The organism is Variovorax sp. Varisp53, from assembly GCF_059491555.1.
In genome coordinates this window covers 1,814,295-1,831,933 of sequence record NZ_CP168512.1, presented here as the reverse complement: position 1 = coordinate 1,831,933, position 17,639 = coordinate 1,814,295, and the positions used below count along the sequence as shown (strand labels likewise).

General features: G+C 68.2%; 13 protein-coding genes. 6 read left to right on the top strand and 7 right to left on the bottom strand.

Features of this window, described 5'->3' with window-relative positions; all coding sequences use genetic code 11:
• Window positions 1-145 precede the first annotated feature (145 nt).
• A complete protein-coding gene (locus ACEOAB_RS08455) occupies window positions 146-1,027 on the top strand; it encodes a hypothetical protein (RefSeq protein ID WP_056596504.1) in 882 nt (293 codons plus the stop codon).
• Here the strand turns inward: ACEOAB_RS08455 and ACEOAB_RS08450 are convergent.
• From ACEOAB_RS08450 to ACEOAB_RS08440, 3 genes are read right to left on the bottom strand one after another with little or no spacing between them, the layout of a single operon-like run.
• A complete protein-coding gene (locus tag ACEOAB_RS08450; protein ID WP_413749605.1) occupies window positions 1,019-1,675 on the bottom strand; it encodes an aspartate/glutamate racemase family protein in 657 nt (218 codons plus the stop codon). The two genes, ACEOAB_RS08455 and ACEOAB_RS08450, sit on opposite strands and share 9 nt — an antisense overlap.
• 13 nt (window positions 1,676-1,688) lie before the next feature.
• Entirely contained in the window at window positions 1,689-2,591 is a 903-nt protein-coding gene (locus tag ACEOAB_RS08445; RefSeq protein WP_056596508.1) for a transporter substrate-binding domain-containing protein, read from the bottom strand.
• Between the two features lie 54 nt (window positions 2,592-2,645).
• On the bottom strand, window positions 2,646-3,989 hold the full coding sequence (locus tag ACEOAB_RS08440; RefSeq protein WP_056596511.1) for an aspartate aminotransferase family protein: 1,344 nt from the start codon (window positions 3,987-3,989) through the stop codon (window positions 2,646-2,648).
• A gap of 137 nt (window positions 3,990-4,126) precedes the next feature.
• Between ACEOAB_RS08440 and ACEOAB_RS08435 the strand changes: the two genes are divergently transcribed.
• Both ACEOAB_RS08435 and ACEOAB_RS08430 read left to right on the top strand, forming a co-directional pair.
• Complete coding sequence (locus tag ACEOAB_RS08435; protein ID WP_413749604.1) at window positions 4,127-4,993, top strand: MurR/RpiR family transcriptional regulator; 867 nt, start codon at window positions 4,127-4,129, stop codon at window positions 4,991-4,993.
• A gap of 78 nt (window positions 4,994-5,071) precedes the next feature.
• Window positions 5,072-5,437 carry an SPW repeat protein gene (locus ACEOAB_RS08430; RefSeq protein WP_007833805.1) on the top strand — a complete coding sequence of 122 codons (366 nt, stop codon included), beginning with the start codon at window positions 5,072-5,074 and terminating at the stop codon, window positions 5,435-5,437.
• Between the two features lie 99 nt (window positions 5,438-5,536).
• On the opposite strand, the gene ACEOAB_RS08425 is transcribed toward ACEOAB_RS08430, so the two are convergent.
• The 4 genes from ACEOAB_RS08425 to ACEOAB_RS08410 form a co-directional block, all read right to left on the bottom strand.
• The gene (locus tag ACEOAB_RS08425) at window positions 5,537-7,018 is read right to left on the bottom strand and encodes an efflux transporter outer membrane subunit (RefSeq protein WP_413749603.1); all 1,482 of its coding nucleotides are present in this window, start codon (window positions 7,016-7,018) and stop codon (window positions 5,537-5,539) included.
• A 13-nt stretch (window positions 7,019-7,031) separates the two neighbouring features.
• On the bottom strand, window positions 7,032-10,304 hold the full coding sequence (locus ACEOAB_RS08420; RefSeq protein ID WP_413749602.1) for an efflux RND transporter permease subunit: 3,273 nt from the start codon (window positions 10,302-10,304) through the stop codon (window positions 7,032-7,034).
• A gap of 460 nt (window positions 10,305-10,764) precedes the next feature.
• Entirely contained in the window at window positions 10,765-13,881 is a 3,117-nt protein-coding gene (locus ACEOAB_RS08415) for an efflux RND transporter permease subunit (RefSeq protein WP_495653598.1), read from the bottom strand.
• Window positions 13,882-13,918: 37 nt separating this feature from the next.
• Complete coding sequence (locus ACEOAB_RS08410) at window positions 13,919-15,559, bottom strand: efflux RND transporter periplasmic adaptor subunit (protein ID WP_495653597.1); 1,641 nt, start codon at window positions 15,557-15,559, stop codon at window positions 13,919-13,921.
• A 257-nt stretch (window positions 15,560-15,816) separates the two neighbouring features.
• Between ACEOAB_RS08410 and ACEOAB_RS08405 the strand changes: the two genes are divergently transcribed.
• Genes ACEOAB_RS08405 through ACEOAB_RS08395 form a run of 3 tightly spaced genes read left to right on the top strand, consistent with a single transcriptional unit; the run spans window position 15,817 to window position 17,616 of the window.
• Entirely contained in the window at window positions 15,817-16,338 is a 522-nt protein-coding gene (locus tag ACEOAB_RS08405; protein ID WP_413749254.1) for a DUF6622 family protein, read from the top strand.
• 34 nt (window positions 16,339-16,372) lie between these two features.
• A complete protein-coding gene (locus ACEOAB_RS08400; protein ID WP_413749253.1) occupies window positions 16,373-17,326 on the top strand; it encodes a sterol desaturase family protein in 954 nt (317 codons plus the stop codon).
• On the top strand, window positions 17,323-17,616 hold the full coding sequence (locus ACEOAB_RS08395; RefSeq protein WP_413749252.1) for a 2TM domain-containing protein: 294 nt from the start codon (window positions 17,323-17,325) through the stop codon (window positions 17,614-17,616). Before ACEOAB_RS08400 ends, ACEOAB_RS08395 begins: the two co-directional genes overlap by 4 nt.
• The last annotated feature ends 23 nt before the right edge of the window (window positions 17,617-17,639 follow it).

Below are 17,639 nucleotides of genomic sequence, written 5' to 3'. Positions count from 1 at the left end.
GCACTCCTTTGAAGAGCGGCCATTATCGCGAGGGAGCAGTCAGGCGCCATTCAGGCTCCCCTGTTCGGGTGATGTTCAGACCCGGTGCGTTGGCACACAGTCGGGCATGTTCGGGCATGTGTGGCGCCCGAAGGAGCTTTGATCAATGCGAACGTTCACGCCCAGCGACGGGCTCGAAGAACACGCCTCTACCGCCGACGACCACGGCGAAGACCGCCGGAAGAACGCGCAGGATCTCGAGCGCGAGCAGCGCGCCTCGATGCGGCGGGTGGCCGAGGCCACCGGCGCATCGGCCGGCGAGCTGCAGCAGCTGATGCAGCGGCTGCTCGACATCGACCGCACGGGCACGAGCGCCTGCATCGTGGCGCAGGGCCACATCGCGGCCGACCGCATGCAGTCGGGCATGCCGGTGCTGGACCTCGGCGGCGGCAACATGGCCGAACAGCAGGTCGACGCCATGCAGAGCATCGATTTCTGGCTGCTCGAAACGCTGGACCCGGCGCACGACAAGAAGTGGTACGCCCGCTGGAAGTTCTGGAGCTTCATCCTCGGTACGGCCGGCCCCGAGGCCGCGCTCACGCTGCAGGGCCTGGCGCTGCGCCCCACCGAGCCCGGCGATGCGCACGCCGACCTGGTGGCCAAGGCGCGCAAGGTGCTGGAAAGCTGGCGCCGCACCTCCGAGCCGCTGTTCTGGGCAGCCGTCGAGTGCTATGTGCGGCAGCAGTCGTTCTCGCTCGAAACGCAGGCCTACCTGATGCACTGCATCGCCGCCGTGTTCGCGGGCACCTCGATGAAGCTGTCGAACGCGCAGAGCGAGCAGCTCGCGGGCGTGCTCATCGACACCTATTGCGATGCGCTGGGCACCTCGGCGTGCATGCCCTCGGCGGACATCTACCGGCGGCTGTCGCAAGGCCTGGACGCGACCGACCGCGAAACCGGCATTCCCCGCTACCTGGGGCGCAGCGACGCGGCGCAGATCGCGATGACGGCGCTGTTCTCGGTCATCGAAGGCTCGCGCTCACGCTGACCCGGGCCCGATGCGACGGCGCAGTGCGCGCACTGCGCTGTCGACCGTGGTCAGCACCGGCAGGCCGCTGGCCGTTTCGCAGGCGGCGCGCGCCCGCGCCATGCTGAACTGGGCCAAGGCAATGCGCGTGCAGCCGCGCTTGCTCAGGGCCACGGCCTGCGCGGCGATCAGGGCGTCGTGCCGCTGCGTGTCGCCGGCATTCAATGCGTCGAGCGCGCCTTCGGCCAGTGCGGGTTCGATTGCCGTACCCTGCGGAAACTCGGGCGGCATCGAGGCCAGCGTCGGCGCGAAGGTGGCGATCAGCCCGAGCCGCCCCTGCCCTTGCGCCACCTCGTCGATCATGGCCTCGTTGGGCTTGAGCACCGGAATGCCCGCATGCCGCCGCGCCACCGCCTCGATGCACGGTCCGAAGGCCGAGCAGGTGAAGAGGATGCCCTGCGCGCCCGTGTCGACCGCGTACTGCGCGAGCCGCTGGAAACGCTCGTGCATGGCACCGTCGAGCCCCTTGCTGCCGTTGCGCGCGAGGTCGGCCGACAGGCTGTCGTCGAGCAGGTTCATGCGCCGAGCCTCGGGCCAGTCGCGCGCGAAGGCGTCGTTGATGGGCGCGACCGAGTGCGACAGGGCGTGGATCAGGGCAATGCGAGTCATGGGGTCACGGGGTTCAGATGCCTTTCGACGAGGGGTTCGCGAACGCGTCCTTCGTCTCGGCGTTGAGCGGGTAGTTGATGTTGATGCCCTTCGGCGGAATCGGCGACATGAACCACTTGGCATAGAGCTTTTCCATCTCGCCCGACTTCATCATGCCCGACACCACGCGGTCGACCAGCGCCTTGAAGGCCGGGTCGTCCTTGCGAAACATGAGCGACTGGTTCTCGGTGCGAAGGCTCTCGCCGGTGATGATGAAGTCCTTCGGGTTGCGCGCATTCGCGATCTGCCCGGCCAGCAGGATGTCGTCGAGCACGAAGGCCTGGGCGCGGCCGCTTTCCACCAGCAGGAAGGAGTCGCTGTGGTCCTTGCCCGCGAGGTTGGTCACATCGAGGCTGCGGCCTCGGTCAGCCTCGCGCAGCAGGCGGAACGAGGTGGTGCCGGTGGTGGTGGCCACTGTCTTGCCCTGCAGGTCGGCGATGCCCTTGATGCCCGAATCTGCCTTCACCAGCATGCGCACGTTGTAGCGGAAGATGTCCGGCGAGAACGCCACCTGCTTCTGGCGCTCGACCAGGTTGGTGGTGGAGCCGCACTCGATGTCGACCGTGCCGTTCTGCACCAGCGGCATGCGGTTGGCCGAGGTGACGGCCTGGTACTTGATCTCGATGGCGGGCATCTTCAGCTCGGTCTTCACCGCCTCGACAATGCGGTTGCAGATCTCGATGCTGTAGCCCACGGGCTTGAGGTTGCCGTCGAGATACGAGAAGCCGAACGACGACTCGCGGTAGCCGAAGGTGATGGCGCCGCTGGCCTTGATCTTGGCGAGCGTGTCGTTGTCCTGGGCCTGTGCGGCGGCGAAGGGCATGAGCACAGCCGCAAGCACGGCGGCGAAGGGAAACAGCGGACGAAGCTTGGGCATGGAACGCTCCTCGGAACGATGGTTGAGGGAAAACGAACGGGAAAGGGGGAGCGCTCAGCGCGCCGTTGCAGCTGCGGCCCGCGTGACAGCGTCGATGGAGGCCGCGAGCCGCGCGGCGATCTCCTGCAGGTCCTGCCGCGTGGCGATGAAGGGCGGCGCCAGCAGCACGTGGTCGCCCTGCCGGCCGTCGACCGTGCCGCCGAAGGGGTAGCACAGCAGGCCGCGCGCCATGGCGTCCTTCTTGACGGTGGCGTTGAGCTTCAGCGCCGGATCGAACGGCGCCTTGCTCGCGCGGTCGGCCACCAACTCGATGCCCCAGAAGAAGCCGCGGCCGCGGATGTCGCCCACATGCGGGTGCGCGCCCAGCGCCTCGGCCAGCATCGCGCCAAACGCAATGCCGTCTTCGCGCACCTTGGCCACCAGCCCGTCGCGCCGGATCACCTGCTGCACCGCGAGCGCGGCGGCACAGGCCATCGGATGGCCGAGGTAGGTGTGGCCGTGCTGGAAGAAGCCGCTGCCCTTCGACATGGCATCGACGATGCGGCGCTGCGCCAGCACCGCGCCGATGGGCTGGTAACCGCCGCCCAGGCCCTTGGCGACGGTCATCAGGTCGGGCACCACGCCCTCCTGCTCGCAGGCATGCAGCGAGCCGGTGCGACCCATGCCGCACATCACCTCGTCGAGGATCAGCAGCACGCCGTACTTGTCGCACACCGCGCGCACCGCCTTGAAGTAGCCCGGCACGGGCGTGAGCACGCCGGCCGTGGCGCCGCCGACGGTCTCGGCCACGAAGGCGATCACCCGGTCGGCACCCTGCGCGAGGATGGCCGCCTCGAGTTCGGCCGCAAGGCGCAGGCCGTACTGTTCGGCGCTTTCGTCGGCGCGCTGCTCGCGGTACGGATAGCACGGCGCCACATGCGTGGCCGGCACGAGGATCGGCGCGAAGGGTTCGCGCCGCCACGCGTTGCCGCCCACCGCCAGCGCGCCCAGCGTGTTGCCGTGGTAGCTCTGGCGGCGCGCGATGAAGTGCGTGCGCTGCGGCTGGCCGATTTCGACGAAGTACTGCCGCGCCATCTTCAGCGCCGACTCCACCGCCTCCGAACCGCCGCTCACCAGGTAGACGTGGCTCATGCCCTCGGGGGCGGAGCTGATCATCTCGTCGGCCAGCTGTTCGGCCACCTCGCTCGTGAAGAAGCTGGTGTGCGCATAGGCCAGCTTGTCGAGCTGGGCGTGCATGGCGGCCAGCACCTCGGGGTGCGCATGGCCCAGCGATGACACCGCGGCGCCGCCCGAGGCGTCGAGGTATTCGCGGCCCTCGGCGTCACGGATGAACATGCCGTGGGAGCCGGCGGCTACGGGCGGGGTCTGGCGAAGGTGGCGGTGGAAGACGTGCGTCATGGCGGGCTGGAAGCTGGACTCGGGGTTGGAACCAACGTTTCCGATGGATTATTGTTTGGAACATTTGTTCCGTCAACTGTTCGCACATTCCACCTCCGGTACATTTGTTCCAGCAACAGCCGAAGAGGGACACCGCCATGGGCGCCAGAGAGCAGATCCGCCAGCGTTTCAACGAACTGAGCCCCGCACTGCAGCAGGTGGCGCGCTACGTGCTCGACCACCCGAACGAGGTGGTCACGGGCTCGATGCGCAACGTCGGCACGCGTTCGCAGAGCACGCCCGCCACGCTCGTGCGGTTCGCGCAGCATCTGGGTTTCGGGGGCTGGCCGCAGCTCAAGGAGGCCTTTGCCGCCGACATGGGCCTGGGCTCCGAAACCTACGGCGGGCGCGCCAAGCAGCTCGTCGGCCGCGCGAAGGACCAGACGCTGACCGGCGAAATGTTCGAGGTGCAGCGCCGCAACCTCGAGGCCACCCACCAGCAGAGCGAGCAGGCGCTGCAGAAGGCCTGCGCGCTGATCGAGAAGGCGCCGGCCGTGCATGCCGCGGGTTTCAGGGCATGCTTTCCGATCGCCTTTTCATTCGTCTACGTGTACCGGCTCTTCCGCGCCAGCGTGCACCTGGTCGACGGCCAGGGCGGCTCGCTGGAGATGCAGCAACGCGCCTTTGCCAAGGGCGACGCGCTGGTGGTGGCGAGCTTTGCGCCCTACTCGCGCGAGGCACTGCAGGTGGCGCAGGCGGCCCGGGCGGCGGGCTGCCACATCGTTGCCATCACCGACAGCGCGGCCTCGCCGCTGTCGCTGCTGGCGGACGAGACGCTGCTCTTCACGATCAACAGCCCCTCGTTCTTCCCCTCGGTCGCGGCCGGGGTGGCGGTGACGGAAGCTCTGGTCGAGCTGCTGGCCAGCCGCGCCGGCAAGCCCGTGATCCGGCGCATCGACCAAGCGGAGGCGCAACTGTTCGAATCGGGGGCCTACCTCACGGCCCCGGCGGCCCGGGGCAGCTAGCTCGTCCAGCGGAACCCTGCCCGCAACGGTGTATCCAACCGTTGTCGCGGCGCCTTGTCGCGACAGGAGGTAATGACCATGAAGCAAGTGAAGCATTGGCAAGACCCTGTCAACGCCGTCGCCGGCGCCTGGCTGATCGTCTCGCCCTGGGTTCTGGGCTTTTCGGGCACGACGGCCGCCATGTGGACGATGGTTGCGACCGGCATCCTGCTCGGCGCGGTGGCGCTCGGTGCGACCTTCGTGCCCCGGCAGTGGGAAGAATGGACCGAGGTGGGCCTGGCGGCCTGGCTCGCGGTTTCGCCGTGGGTGCTCGGCTTCCGCGGCATCGAGATGGCCATGGTCAACGCGGTGCTCGTGGCCGCGGTGATCCTGGTGCTGGCGCTGTGGGTGCTGGTGACCGACAAGGACTACCTGGGCCACACCATCGACCGTACGGCGCATTGACCGCCCGGACGTCGTGACATTGCAATCAGGCCCGGCGAAGCGCCTGCGCTGACCTTCGGGCTTGCGGATGGGCCTCGCGCCCATCCCCGGCATCGCCGCCTACTGCGTGCGGGAAGCGGCGGGGGGCGGTGCTGCCGCGTCCGCCTTGGCGTTGCCCTCCATCCATCCGGCCTGCCATCCGCCGCCCATCGCCTGGACCAGCGCGACGGCGGTGTTCTGGCGATTGACCTGCAGTTGAACCAGCGTGCGCCGCGCGCTGAGCGCGGCAGCCTGTGCCGTGACCACGTCGGTGTAGCTCACCTGCGCGGCGCGGTAGCGGTTGAGCAGCTGCTGCTCGGTCTTGTCGGCCGCCGCGGATGCCTCGCGGCGCAGGCCCTCTTGCTGCGCGAGCGTTGCGCTGGCGGTGAGCTGGTCTTCCACGGCCTGGAAGGCGGTAAGCACGGTCTGGCGGTAGCGCGCCACGCTGGACTCGTAGCCGGCTTTGGCGGAATCGACATTGGCCGCGATCGCGCCCCCGTCGAATATCACCTGCGCCACCGACAGTCCGAGCCCCCACAGGGTGTTGGCCGAACCGAACAGATCCTTCACGCGGCTTGCGTTGCTGCCCACCGAGGCCGTGAGGCCGATGTTCGGGAAGTACGCCGCGCGCGCAATGCCGATCTGCGAATTGGCCGCCGCCACCGAGCGCTCGGCCGCCGCGATGTCGGGCCGGCGCTGCAGCAGCGTGGAAGGCACGCCGAGCGGCACGCCGGGCACCATGGGCGTCCATTGCGCCGCCGGCAGGCTGAAGTCGGCCGGCGCCACGCCCAGCAGCATCGCAATGGCATGCTCGTAGGTGGAGCGCGTGCGCTGCAGGCCCACGCGCTCGGCCTTGGCGTTGACGAGTTGCGTCTGCGCCTGCAGCACGTCGGTCTGTGCGGCGATGCCGGCCGCATAGCGGTTGCTCGTGATCTCGAAGGCGCGCTGGTAGCCCTGGATGGTTTCGTCGAGCAGCACGATCTCGGCATCGGCCTCACGCAGCGAGAAGTAGTTGGTCGCGAGGCTGCCAATGGCCGAGAGCCGCGCGGCCGCAAGATCGGCCTCGCTCGCCTGCGCGTTGGCCTGCGCGCTGCTCACGGCTTCGCGCAGGCGGCCCCACACGTCGGGCGTCCAGCTCGCGCCGAGCGTGGCCGAGAAAGTGTTCGCCGGGCTCGACGTGCTGCTGCCGCCCACCGTGCCGGAGCGCTTGGCCGAACCGTCGAGCGACACCGACGGGAACAGCGCCGCGCGCTCGCCGCGCACCAGCGCCTGGGCCTGCGTGTAGTTGGCCACCGCCGCGGCGATGTTCTGGTTCGACACCTGCACGCGGCCGGCCAGTTCGTCGAGCGTGGGGTCGGCGAACAGCTTCCACCACTCGCCGCGGTCGAGCGCATCGGCCGGCGCGGCGGGCAGCCAGCCTTCGGCGGTTTTCTGCTCTTTCCAGTCGATGGACGCGGCGGTGGTGGGCTGCACGTAGCGCGGGCCGACAGCGCAGCCGGCGAGGGCCGCGGCGAGCGCGAGCGCCGAGAGCGAAAAGCGCGAAGTGGAAAGCAGTGCGTTCATGGCGGTGTTGTTCTCAGACGGGCGTGGCACGGCTCAATTCGTGTTCATGTTTGCTGCGGCGGCGCAGCTTGTCCAGCAACAGGTAGACCACTGGCGTCGTCAACAGGGTCAACAGCTGGCTCGCGATCAGCCCGCCGATGATGGCCACGCCCAGCGGCCGGCGCAGCTCGGCGCCCTCCCCGAAGCCGATGGCCAGCGGCAGCGCGCCCAGCGCGGCTGCCAGCGTGGTCATCAGGATCGGTCGGAAGCGCAGCAGGCAGGCCTCGCGCACCGCCTCGAGCGGCGTGAGCCCGCGCGAGCGCTCGGCTTCCAGCGCGAAGTCGATGATCAGGATGGCGTTCTTCTTCACGATGCCGATCAGCAGGAACACGCCGATCAGCGCAATGATCGAGAACTCCATGCGGAACATCAGCAGCGCCAGCACCGCGCCCACGCCGGCCGACGGCAGCGTCGACAGCACGGTGATCGGATGCACCAGGCTTTCGTAGAGGATGCCCAGCACGATGTAGATCACGACCAGCGCCGCCAGGATCAGCATCAACTGCTGGCCCTGCGACTGCTGCGCACTGGCTGCCGTGCCGGCGAATGCGCCGCGCACGTTGGTGGGCATGGCGATGTTGGCCTCGGCCTTCGCGATGGCCTCGCGCGCGTCGCCGAGGTTCGCGCCCTCGGCAAGATTGAACGAGATCGTGGTCGCCAACTCGCCGTCTTCATGGCTCACCGAGGTTGCGACCGATTGCTCCTCGAACTTCGCCACCGCCGACAGCGGCACCAGGGCAGTGGCCGTGTTGCTGAGCACGTTGCCGGTCGACGCACCGCGCAGGCCCGCGTTGGCCGAGACCGGCACCGTCGCGCTCGCGGCCGTGGCCGGTGCCGCCGAACTGCCGGAGGACGACGTGGTGCCCGTCGTCGCCGCCACCTGGGTGGTCACCGTCTGCCCGCCGATCACCGAGGTCTTGGTCGCCGGCACGTACACATCGCTCAGCGAATTGGGGCTGCGCGTGTAGCGCGGCGCCCACTCCATCACCACGTGGTACTGGTTGAGCTCGGTGTAGATGGTTGCCACCTGCCGCTGGCCGAAGGCGTTGTAGAGCGCGTTGTCGATGGCTGTCGAAGTCAGGCCGAGCCGGCGCGCGCTGTCGGGGTCGACCTTGGCCACCGTCTCCACGCCGTTCTGGTCCTGGTCGGTGTCGATGTCGGTCAGCACCGGCTGCGTCTTCAGTTCGTCGGACAGCTTGACGGCCCAGGTGCGCAGATCGGTCAGACTGTCGCTCTTGAGCGAATACTGATAGGTGGAATTGCTGGCGCGGCCGCCCGAGCGCACGTCCTGCACGGGGCCGAGGAAAACGCGCAGGCCGGTCACCTCGTTGAGCTGCGGCCGCAACCGCGCGATCACGGCCAGGCCGCTTTCCGTGCGCTGGTTGGCCGGCTTCAGGTTGACGAACATGAAGCCGCCGCCCGCACGCGATCCGCCGGTGAAGCCGATCACCGTGTCGACCGCCGGGTCCTTGCGGACGATATCGATCACTTGCCGCAGCTTGTCGGCCAGCGCCTGCGACGAAATGCTCTGGTCGGCGCGCAGCCCGCCGTTGAGCTGGCCGCTGTCCTGCTGCGGAAAGAAGCCCTTGGGCGCGGCGCTGAACAGGTAGACGTTGAGCCCGACCACCGCCACCAGAATGAGCATGACGAGCGCCTTGCTGTCGAGCGCCCAGTCGAGACTGTTCTCGTAGCGCTTGAGCACCCAGTCGTAGCTGCGCGCCGCCATGCGGCCGAGGCGTCCCTGCGGCTTGTTCTTGTCGTGCTCGCCGCCGGGCTTCAGGAGCCATGCGCACATCATCGGCGTGGTGGTGAGCGAGATGACCAGCGAGATCATCACCGCCGCCGACAGCGTGATCGCGAACTCGCGGAACAGCCTCCCCACCTGCCCGCCCATGAACAGCAGCGGGATGAACACCGCCACCAGCGACACGCTGATCGACAGCACGGTGAAGCCCACCTCCTTCGCGCCCAGCAGCGCCGCCTTCATGCGCGACATGCCGGACTCGATGTGCCGGCTGGTGTTCTCGAGCACGACGATCGCGTCGTCCACCACGAAGCCGGTGGCCACCGTGAGCGCCATCAGGCTCAGGTTGTTGAGGCTGAAGCCCAGCAGGTACATCACCCCGAAGGTGCCGAGCAGGGCCACCACAGTGGCCACCGCCGGCACGATGGTGGCGCGCGCGCTGCGCAGGAACAGGCTGACCACCAGCACCACGAGCAGCACCGCGGCGATCAGCGTGAACTCGACCTCGCGCAGCGAGGCGCGGATGGAGTTGGTGCTGTCCGACGCCACCTGCAGCGTGACGTCGGGCGGCAGTTGCGCCTGCAGTTCGGGCAGCAGCGCGCGCACGCTGTCCACGGTTTCGATGATGTTGGCCGAGGGCTGCCGCGTGATGAGGATGACGATCGCCGGCTGGCCGTTGAAGAGGCCCAGCGTGCGCGTGTCTTCCACGCCGTCGAGCACCTCGGCCACGTCCTGCAGCCGCACCGCCGCGCCGTTGCGCCAGGCCACCACCATCGAGGCGTAGTCGCTGGCGCGCAGGGCCGGCGTCTGCGTGTAGATCTGGAGCTTGCGGCCTTCGCCCTGCACCATGCCCTTGGGGCGGTTGGCGTTGGAGGCCTGGATGGCGGCGCGCACGTCCTCGGTGCTGATGCCGTAGCGGTTGAGCGCGAACGGCAGCAGTTCCACGCGCACCGCGGGAAGCGAGCCGCCGCCGATTTCCACGTCGCCCACCCCGTCCACCTGGGACAGGCGCTGGCTCACGATGTTCGAGACGGCGTCGTAGATCTGGCCCGGGGTCTTGGTCTTGGACGTGAGGGCCAGGATGATGACCGGCGAGGCCGCCGGGTTGGCCTTGCGATAGGTCGGGTTGCTGCGCAGCGTGGCGGGAAGGTCCACGCGGCTGGCGTTGATGGCGGCCTGCACTTCGCGGGCCGCGCCGTCGATGTTGCGGCTCAGGTCGAACTGCAGGGTGACTCTTGAGGAGCCCACCGAGCTGGTGGACGTCATTTCGTTGACGCCAGCGATGGTGCCCAAGTGGCGCTCCAGCGGGGTTGCCACGCTGGTTGCCATCGTCTCGGGGCTTGCTCCCGGGATGGATGCTCTTACCGAGATGACCGGGTAGTCGACCTGGGGGAGCGGAGAGACCGGGAGGACGAAGAACGCAGCTATGCCTGCGAGGGCGACGCCGATGGTCAGCAGGACTGTGCCTATGGGGCGGCGGACGAAAGGCAGCGAGAGATTCATCGCTCTTTCCCCTGCTCGGGGCGGAGGCCGGGTCTCGGCCCGGCGGCCGACCTACTTTTCTTTGCTTCGCCAAAGAAAAGTAGGCAAAAGAAAGGCGACCCTACTGTCTGCGTCCCTCCGCTTCGCTGCGGGCAACCTGCGGTGCTCGCGTTTCGCGGGGTCTCGCAGAACTCGCTTCGCTCAAACAGCTGCGAGCCCTGATCCGCGAAACGCTGCGCTCCTCGGCGCAGCCAGAAGGGATTTGGGGACGGGCCTTCGCTGCGCTCGGCTCCGGAACAGCCCATACCCCACAGCAGGCGCGAGCACCGCAGGTTGCCCCGTAGCGCAGCGAAGGGGTCGCAGACAGTGGGGTCGCCTTTTCTTTGCTTACTTTCTTTTGGCGAAGCAAAAGAAAGTAAGTCCGCCGCCGGGCGGAACTCCCGGCCTCGGGAAACAAACAAGCCGCAGGAAGCAAAACGGTTCAAACCGCCTCCTCCTCGATCACGCCCCGTCGAGAGCTCTCCCCACCCAGCCGGTCGAACGCCAGATAGATCACAGGCGTAGTGAACAGCGTCAGCAACTGGCTGACGATCAGCCCGCCGAAGATCGCCAGGCCAAGAGGCCTGCGCAACTCGGCGCCTTCCCCAAAACTCAACATCAAAGGAATGGCAGCAAACAAGGCAGCCAGCGTCGTCATCAGGATGGGCCTAAAGCGCAGCAAGGCAGCCTGATGAATGGCTTCGCGCGCAGACTTGCCCTGGGTACGCTCCGCATCGATAGCGAAGTCGATCATCATGATCGCGTTCTTCTTCACGATGCCGATCAGCAGGATGATCCCGATGATCCCGATCACCCCCAGGTCATTGCCGGTGATCATCAGCGCGAGCAAAGCACCGACCCCGGCAGAAGGCAGCGTGGACAGGATCGTCAGCGGATGCACGTAGCTCTCGTACAGCACCCCCAGCACGATGTACACGCAGACGACGGCGGCAAGAATCAGCCACAGCTGGTTCGACAGCGACCTCTCGTAGGCCCCTGAAGCGCCCAGGAAAGTCATCGTCACGCTGCTCGGCAGCCCGATCTCCTTGGCGGCTGCGCGAATCGCATCGACCGAAGCGCCAAGCGAAACCCCAGGCGCGGTATCGAAGTTCAGCGTGCTCGCCGGGTACTGCGCCACGTGCGTGATCTGCAGCGGTGCCTGCTGCTCGGTGATGTCGGCGATGGCGGACAGCGGCGTCGCGGTGCCGGAGCCCGCGATCAGGCTCAGCTGCCCGAGCGTCTGCGGCGTGTTCACCATCCCGGGCTGCGCCTCGAGGATCACGCGGTACTGGTTCGTCTCGGTGAAGATCGTCGACACGATGCGCTGGCCGAAGGCGCTGTAGAGCGCATCGTCCACCGTGCTCGCCGTGATCGACAGCCGGGCGGCCGTATCGCGGTTCACGTTCACGAAGGCGGCCAGCCCTTGCGCCCCGGCATCGCTGCTCACGTTGCGCACCTTGTCGGAGTCCTGCAGCTTCGCCACGAGCTTCTTCATCCACCCGGTGATCGTCGCGCTGTCCACGCCTTCGAGCGACACGCGGTATTCGGTCGGTCCGGTCTCGGCGTCGATGGTCAGGTCTTGCGTGGGCTGCAGATACAGCGTGACGCCGGCCACCTGCCGCGCGCGTTCGCGCAGCCGGTCCATCACTTTCTGCTGGTTGTCGTGGCCGGACTTCAGGTTGATGAGCATGCTGCCCGTGTGCAGCATGGTGTTGTTGGCGGCGTCCACGCCGACAAAGGAGCTGAGGTTCTCCACGTCGGGGTCGTCCAGAATCGCGCGGGCCGCCTGCTGCTGCAGCTGCGACATGCGGTCGAACGACACGTCCTGCGCCGCCTGGATGCGGCCTTGCAGCTGGCCGGTGTCCTGCGTGGGAAACAGGCCCTTCGGAATGGTGAGGTACAGCACCACGGTCAGCACCATGGTGAGCAAGGCGACCAGCAGCGTGAGCGGCTGGTGATCGATTACCCAATGCAGCGAGCGGTCGTAGCGCAGCATCACGCCTTCGAAGAAGCGCTGGGCGCGCGCGCCGAAGCCCGTGCCGCCTTCTTTCTTCGGCTGGTGCTTGAGCCAGCGCGCCGACATCATCGGCACGAGCGTGAGCGAGACCACGGCCGATATCAGGATGGTGATGGCCAGCGTCACCGCGAACTCGCGGAACAGCCGGCCCACCACGTCGCCCATGAAGAGCAGCGGAATCAGCACGGCAATGAGCGACACCGTCAGCGAGATGATGGTGAAGCCGATCTGCGTGGCGCCCTTGAAGGCGGCCTGCAGGGGCTTCTCGCCCTCCTCGATGTAGCGCGCGATGTTCTCGATCATCACGATCGCGTCGTCCACCACGAAGCCGGTGGCGATGGTCAGCGCCATCAGGCTCAGGTTGTTCAGGCTATAGCCCAGCATGTACATCAGGCCGAAGGTGCCGATGAGCGAGATGGGCACCGCGACACTGGCAATGACGGTGGCGCGCAGGCTGCCGAGAAAGGCGAAGATCACCAGCACCACCAGCACCACGGCCAGCACCAGTTCCATCTCCACGTGCTGCACCGAAGCGCGGATGCCCGCAGTGCGGTCGCTGAGCACTTCGATCTTCAGGCCCGCCGGAAAGCCGGCCTGCAGCTCGGGCAGCAGCTTCTTGATGGCGTCGACGGTGGCGATCACGTTGGCGCCGGGCTGGCGCTGCACGTTCATGATGATCGCGGGCGACAGCTTGCTGGTGCCGTCGGCCTTGTTGCCGGCCCAGGCGGCGAGCTGGTTGTTCTCGGCGCTGTTGACCACCTGCGCCACGTCGACCATGCGGATCGGCGCGCCGTTCTTGTACGAGACGATCAGGTTCTTGTAGTCGTCGACCGTCAGCAGCTGGTCGTTCGAATTGATCGTGTAGGCGCGCTTCGGTCCGTCGAAGCTGCCCTTGGCGCCGTTGGAGTTGGCTGCCGAGATGGCGGTGCGCAGCGTGTCCAGACCGATGCCGTTGGCCGCCAGCGCCTGCGTATTGGCCTGGATGCGCACGGCCGGGCGCTGCCCGCCGCTGAGCGACACCAGCCCGACGCCCGAGACCTGGCTGATCTTCTGTGCGAGCCGCGTGTTGACGAGGTTCTGCACGTCGGTGAGCGGCAGCGTGTCGGAGGTGATGGATAGCGTGAGCACCGGCGCATCGGCCGGATTGACCTTGGCATACACCGGCGGCGCGGGCAGGTCGGCCGGCAGCAGCGAGCCGCCGGCGTTGATGGCGGCCTGCACTTCCTGCTCGGCGACGTCGAGCGTCTGGCCGAGCGAGAACTGCAGCGTGATGATCGACACGCCCGCGGCGCTGGTCGAGCTCATGCGGTCGAGCCCCGACATCTGGCCGAACTGGCGCTCCAGCGGCGCGGTGACGGTGTTGCTCATCACCTCGGGGCTGCCCCCCGGGTAGAGCGTCTGCACCTGGATGGTCGGGTAGTCGACCTGCGGCAGTGCCGACAGCGGCAGGAAGCGGAACGCCACCAGGCCGGCCAGCACGATGGCGACCATCAGCAGCGAGGTCGCCACCGGTCGGAGGATGAACGGGCGTGACGGGCTCAACGTGGGGCCTCCGTGCTGCTACTGCGACGACCGCCCGTCATTGGTTGCCGCGCCTGCCCTGCGCGCCTTCGCCGCCGCGGCCTTCGGACATGCGCTGCCAGCGCTCCAGCGCCGCCGGATCGCCGCGGTCCAGAGCTTCGAGGAAACGCTTGCGGCGTTCGAGCTGCTCGGGGTTGTCCTTGGCGGAATCGAGCATGCGCTGGCGCTGCTCGGCGGTCGGGAGCTTGGCGGGGGTCGCGGGAGCGGCAGGGGCCGGGGATGCCGCGGGAGCCGCGGGGGTTGCCGGAGAGGCAGGAGCAGCACCCGTGCCGGCTTCACCCGCCTTGGGCGCGCCCGCACCACCGGCGCCACCGCCCTGGCCGCCTTGGCGGCGGCCGCGATGCGTGCCGCCCGCGGGCGCCGATGCCGCGCCGGCTGGTCGCTCGGCCTGGGTCTGCACCCGCGCGCCATCCTTCAGCCGGTCGCCGCCTTCGGTCACGACCTGTTCGCCGGCCTTCAGGCCCGACATGACCGCCACGTTGTCCACGCTCGATTCACCGCGCGTCACCGGCCGCTGCGACACCGTGCTGTCGTCGTTCAGCACATACACATAGTCGCCGTTGGGGCCGTGGCGCAGCGCCGTGACCGGCACCACCACCGCGCTGCTCACGGTGCGCAGCAGCAGCCGCAGGTTGACGAACTGGTTCGGGAACAGCGCCTCGTCGGCATTGGAGAAACGGGCCTTGGCCTTGACGGTGCCGGTCGCGGTGTCGACCAGGTTGTCGAGGGTGGCGAAGGTACCGCTCGCGAGCCGGCGCGTGCGCGTGCGGTCGAAGGCGGTGGCGTCGAGCTTGGCGCCCTGCGCGAGGCGCTCCTGCACTTCGGGCACGCGGTCTTGGGGAATGGCGAACTCGACGTCGATGGGCGCGATCTGCGTGATGGTCGCCACGCCGTTGGTGCTGCCGGTCGAGATGTAGTTGCCCGCGTCCACCGGCCGCAGGCCGATGCGCCCGCTCGCCGGCGCGGTGATGCGGCTCCAGGCGAGGTTGAGCTTGGCCGTGTTCTCGTTGGCGCGGTCGATGGCCACGGTGCCTTCGAGCTGCTTGACCAGCGCGGCCTGCGTGTCCACGTCCTGGCGGGCGATGGAGTCCTGCCCCAGCAGGGTCTGGTAGCGCTGCAGCGTGACGCGCGCCGCCGCCAGCTGCGCCTCGTCGCGCTGCCGCGCCCCCGAGGCCTGCGCCAGCGCGTTCTGGAACGGCTGCGGGTCGATGGTGGCGAGCACGTCGCCCTTCTTGACCATCTGCCCTTCCTGAAAGAGCACGGCCGTGAGCACGCCCGACACCTGCGGCTGGACGATCACGTTGGCCAGCGGCGTGACGGTGCCCAGCGCTTCGAGTTGCACGGGGATGTCGGCCTGCCTGGCCGTGGCGATGCCCACCGTGCTGGAGGCCCCGCCACCGCCGCCGCGCCCACCCGGGCCGCCCGGACCACCGGGCCCGCCCTGCCGTCCGGCACCGGGGCCGCCGCCGGCACCGGGAACGGGCGTCTTCGACCGCTGGATCAGATACCAGGCGCCCCCGCCCAGTGCCACGAGCAGCAGCAGCGTCAGCAGCCCGCCGACCCAGCGGCGCCTGCGCACCGTCGGATGTGTGGGCGAGACGGTGGGAGGCAGGGGCTCGGATGGTTTTTCTTGTTCCATGGACGGTGCGTGCAGGAAATGCAGGGCAGGAGTGCGGACCAGCGTAGTACAGCGCGGAATGGTAGTCCGGCTGTTTGCTACGCCGTAAAGCGACGGTAAAGCTGCCCGCCGACATACGCGATCAAGCGCAATTCACGCCTTCGGGCTGCAGTTCGCGCCGCCCGCATGCATTTCGTCGCACGCCCGTGGCAGGAACGGGCGTGCGTCGGCACAGTCCGCTGCATCGATTCAACCTTCCACTTCAACGGAGCGCCGCCATGCTGATGCAAATCGTCCTTCACACGCCCAAGTGGGTCTTCGCCGTGTTCTTCCTGCTGCTGTGGCTCGGCGCCAGGCAGCTGCTCGCCAACAACGTGAGCCTGGGCCGCATCACCCTGATGCCCGTCGCCATGGGAGCGCTGTCGGTCTACGGCGTGGTCTCGGTCTTCGGCGATTCCTTCGGCGCCCTGCTCGGCTGGGCAGCCGCGGCAGTGGCGATGCTGGCGCTGGTGCTGCAGCGCCCGCTGCCCGCCACCACCCGCTACGACGCGGCAGCGCGCCGCTTCCACGTGGCGGGTAGCCCGGTGCCACTGATGCTCATGATGGGCATCTTCCTGACCAAGTACGTGGTGGGTGCGGCCCTGGCCATGCACCCCGAACTGCGCCAGCAGGCGGCCTTCGGTCTCGTGATCCCGGTGCTGTACGGTGCCTTCAGCGGTGTCTTCGCGGCCCGTGCGGTGCGCCTGTGGAAGCTGGCCATCCGTACTGACGCCATGACGGCCACGGTCCGCGCCGCCTAAGATTCCGAGCTGCAGCCCCCAGGAAATCACCGCCATGAACGTACTCCTGCTGATCCTCAAGATCTCCGTCACGGTGGTGCTCGCCGCCTCCATCGCCGAGGCGCTCGTGCTGTCCTGGCGCAACGGCTGGCGCAGCTACGACTGGAAGGCGTCCGGCATCTCGGTGGTCGACTTCCTGGTGCGCGAATACCCGCTGCGCTGGCTGCTGCCGCTGGCCTTCTGGAGCGGCGCGATGGACTGGTTCTACGCCCACCGCCTCTTCACCCTGCCGATGGACCACTGGACCGGCTGGGCCGCCTGCTTCATCGGCCAGGAGTTCTGCTACTACTGGTACCACCGCGCGGCGCACCGGGTGCGCTGGTTCTGGTGCACCCACGCCATCCACCATTCGCCGAACCAGCTGAACCTGTCGGCCGCCTACCGCTTCGGCTGGACCGGCCGCCTCACCGGCACGCTGGCCTTCTTCATGCTGGCGCCGCTGCTGGGCATGCCGCCGCGGGTGATCCTGCTGATGCTCACGCTGAACCTGCTGTACCAGTTCTGGATCCACGCAACCTGGATCCCGCGCCTCGGGCCGCTCGAATGGGTGCTAAACACCCCCTCGGCCCACCGCGTGCACCACGCCTCCAACCTGGAATACCTGGACGGCAACTACGGCGGCGTGCTGATCGTGTTCGACCGCCTGTTCGGCACCTACATTCCCGAGCGCGCCGACATTCCCTGCCGCTACGGGCTGGTGAACCCGGTCACCTCGTACAACCTCTTCGAGATCGAGTTCACGCACTGGCGCGCGCTGTTCCGCGACCTCGCCTCGGCCCGCTCGGTGCGCGCCTTCGTCGGCTACCTCGTGAAGCCGCCGGGCTGGAAGCCCGACGGGCCGGGCGAAACGACCGAGGAACTGCGGCAGCGCGCGGCCTTGCAGGCGACATCGCCGCCACCGCTGGCCGCCTCGGATTTCATTCCTGTCCAATACAAGGAGTTGTCATGAACCACTTCGCATCGAACCCCGCCCGCTCCGACATCGAACGTCGCGCCCGTCGCCGCGCCGGCGCCAAGATGGGCTGGTACATCCACGCTTTTGTCTACGTGCTGGTCAACCTCGGTCTCGTGACGCTCTCTGCCGCACATGGCCACAGCTGGGCGATGTACCCGCTCATGGGCTGGGGCCTGGGCCTGCTGATCCATGGCGCCGTGGTCTGGTTCGTGGCCGGCGGTGGCTTCTACGACAGGCTGCTGGAGCGCGAGCGCCGCGCACTGGGCGCCGGGGACCGCGGGTGAGCGCAGGCCTGCCTGCTGCAAGC

Coding starts and splice junctions, on each gene's coding strand:
- ACEOAB_RS08455 (WP_056596504.1), top strand. CDS start 146: ATGCGAACGTTCACGCCCAGCGACGGGCTCGAAGAACACGCCTCTACC.
- ACEOAB_RS08450 (WP_413749605.1), bottom strand. CDS start 1,675: ATGACTCGCATTGCCCTGATCCACGCCCTGTCGCACTCGGTCGCGCCC.
- ACEOAB_RS08445 (WP_056596508.1), bottom strand. CDS start 2,591: ATGCCCAAGCTTCGTCCGCTGTTTCCCTTCGCCGCCGTGCTTGCGGCT.
- ACEOAB_RS08440 (WP_056596511.1), bottom strand. CDS start 3,989: ATGACGCACGTCTTCCACCGCCACCTTCGCCAGACCCCGCCCGTAGCC.
- ACEOAB_RS08435 (WP_413749604.1), top strand. CDS start 4,127: ATGGGCGCCAGAGAGCAGATCCGCCAGCGTTTCAACGAACTGAGCCCC.
- ACEOAB_RS08430 (WP_007833805.1), top strand. CDS start 5,072: ATGAAGCAAGTGAAGCATTGGCAAGACCCTGTCAACGCCGTCGCCGGC.
- ACEOAB_RS08425 (WP_413749603.1), bottom strand. CDS start 7,018: ATGAACGCACTGCTTTCCACTTCGCGCTTTTCGCTCTCGGCGCTCGCG.
- ACEOAB_RS08420 (WP_413749602.1), bottom strand. CDS start 10,304: ATGAATCTCTCGCTGCCTTTCGTCCGCCGCCCCATAGGCACAGTCCTG.
- ACEOAB_RS08410 (WP_495653597.1), bottom strand. CDS start 15,559: ATGGAACAAGAAAAACCATCCGAGCCCCTGCCTCCCACCGTCTCGCCC.
- ACEOAB_RS08405 (WP_413749254.1), top strand. CDS start 15,817: ATGCTGATGCAAATCGTCCTTCACACGCCCAAGTGGGTCTTCGCCGTG.
- ACEOAB_RS08400 (WP_413749253.1), top strand. CDS start 16,373: ATGAACGTACTCCTGCTGATCCTCAAGATCTCCGTCACGGTGGTGCTC.
- ACEOAB_RS08395 (WP_413749252.1), top strand. CDS start 17,323: ATGAACCACTTCGCATCGAACCCCGCCCGCTCCGACATCGAACGTCGC.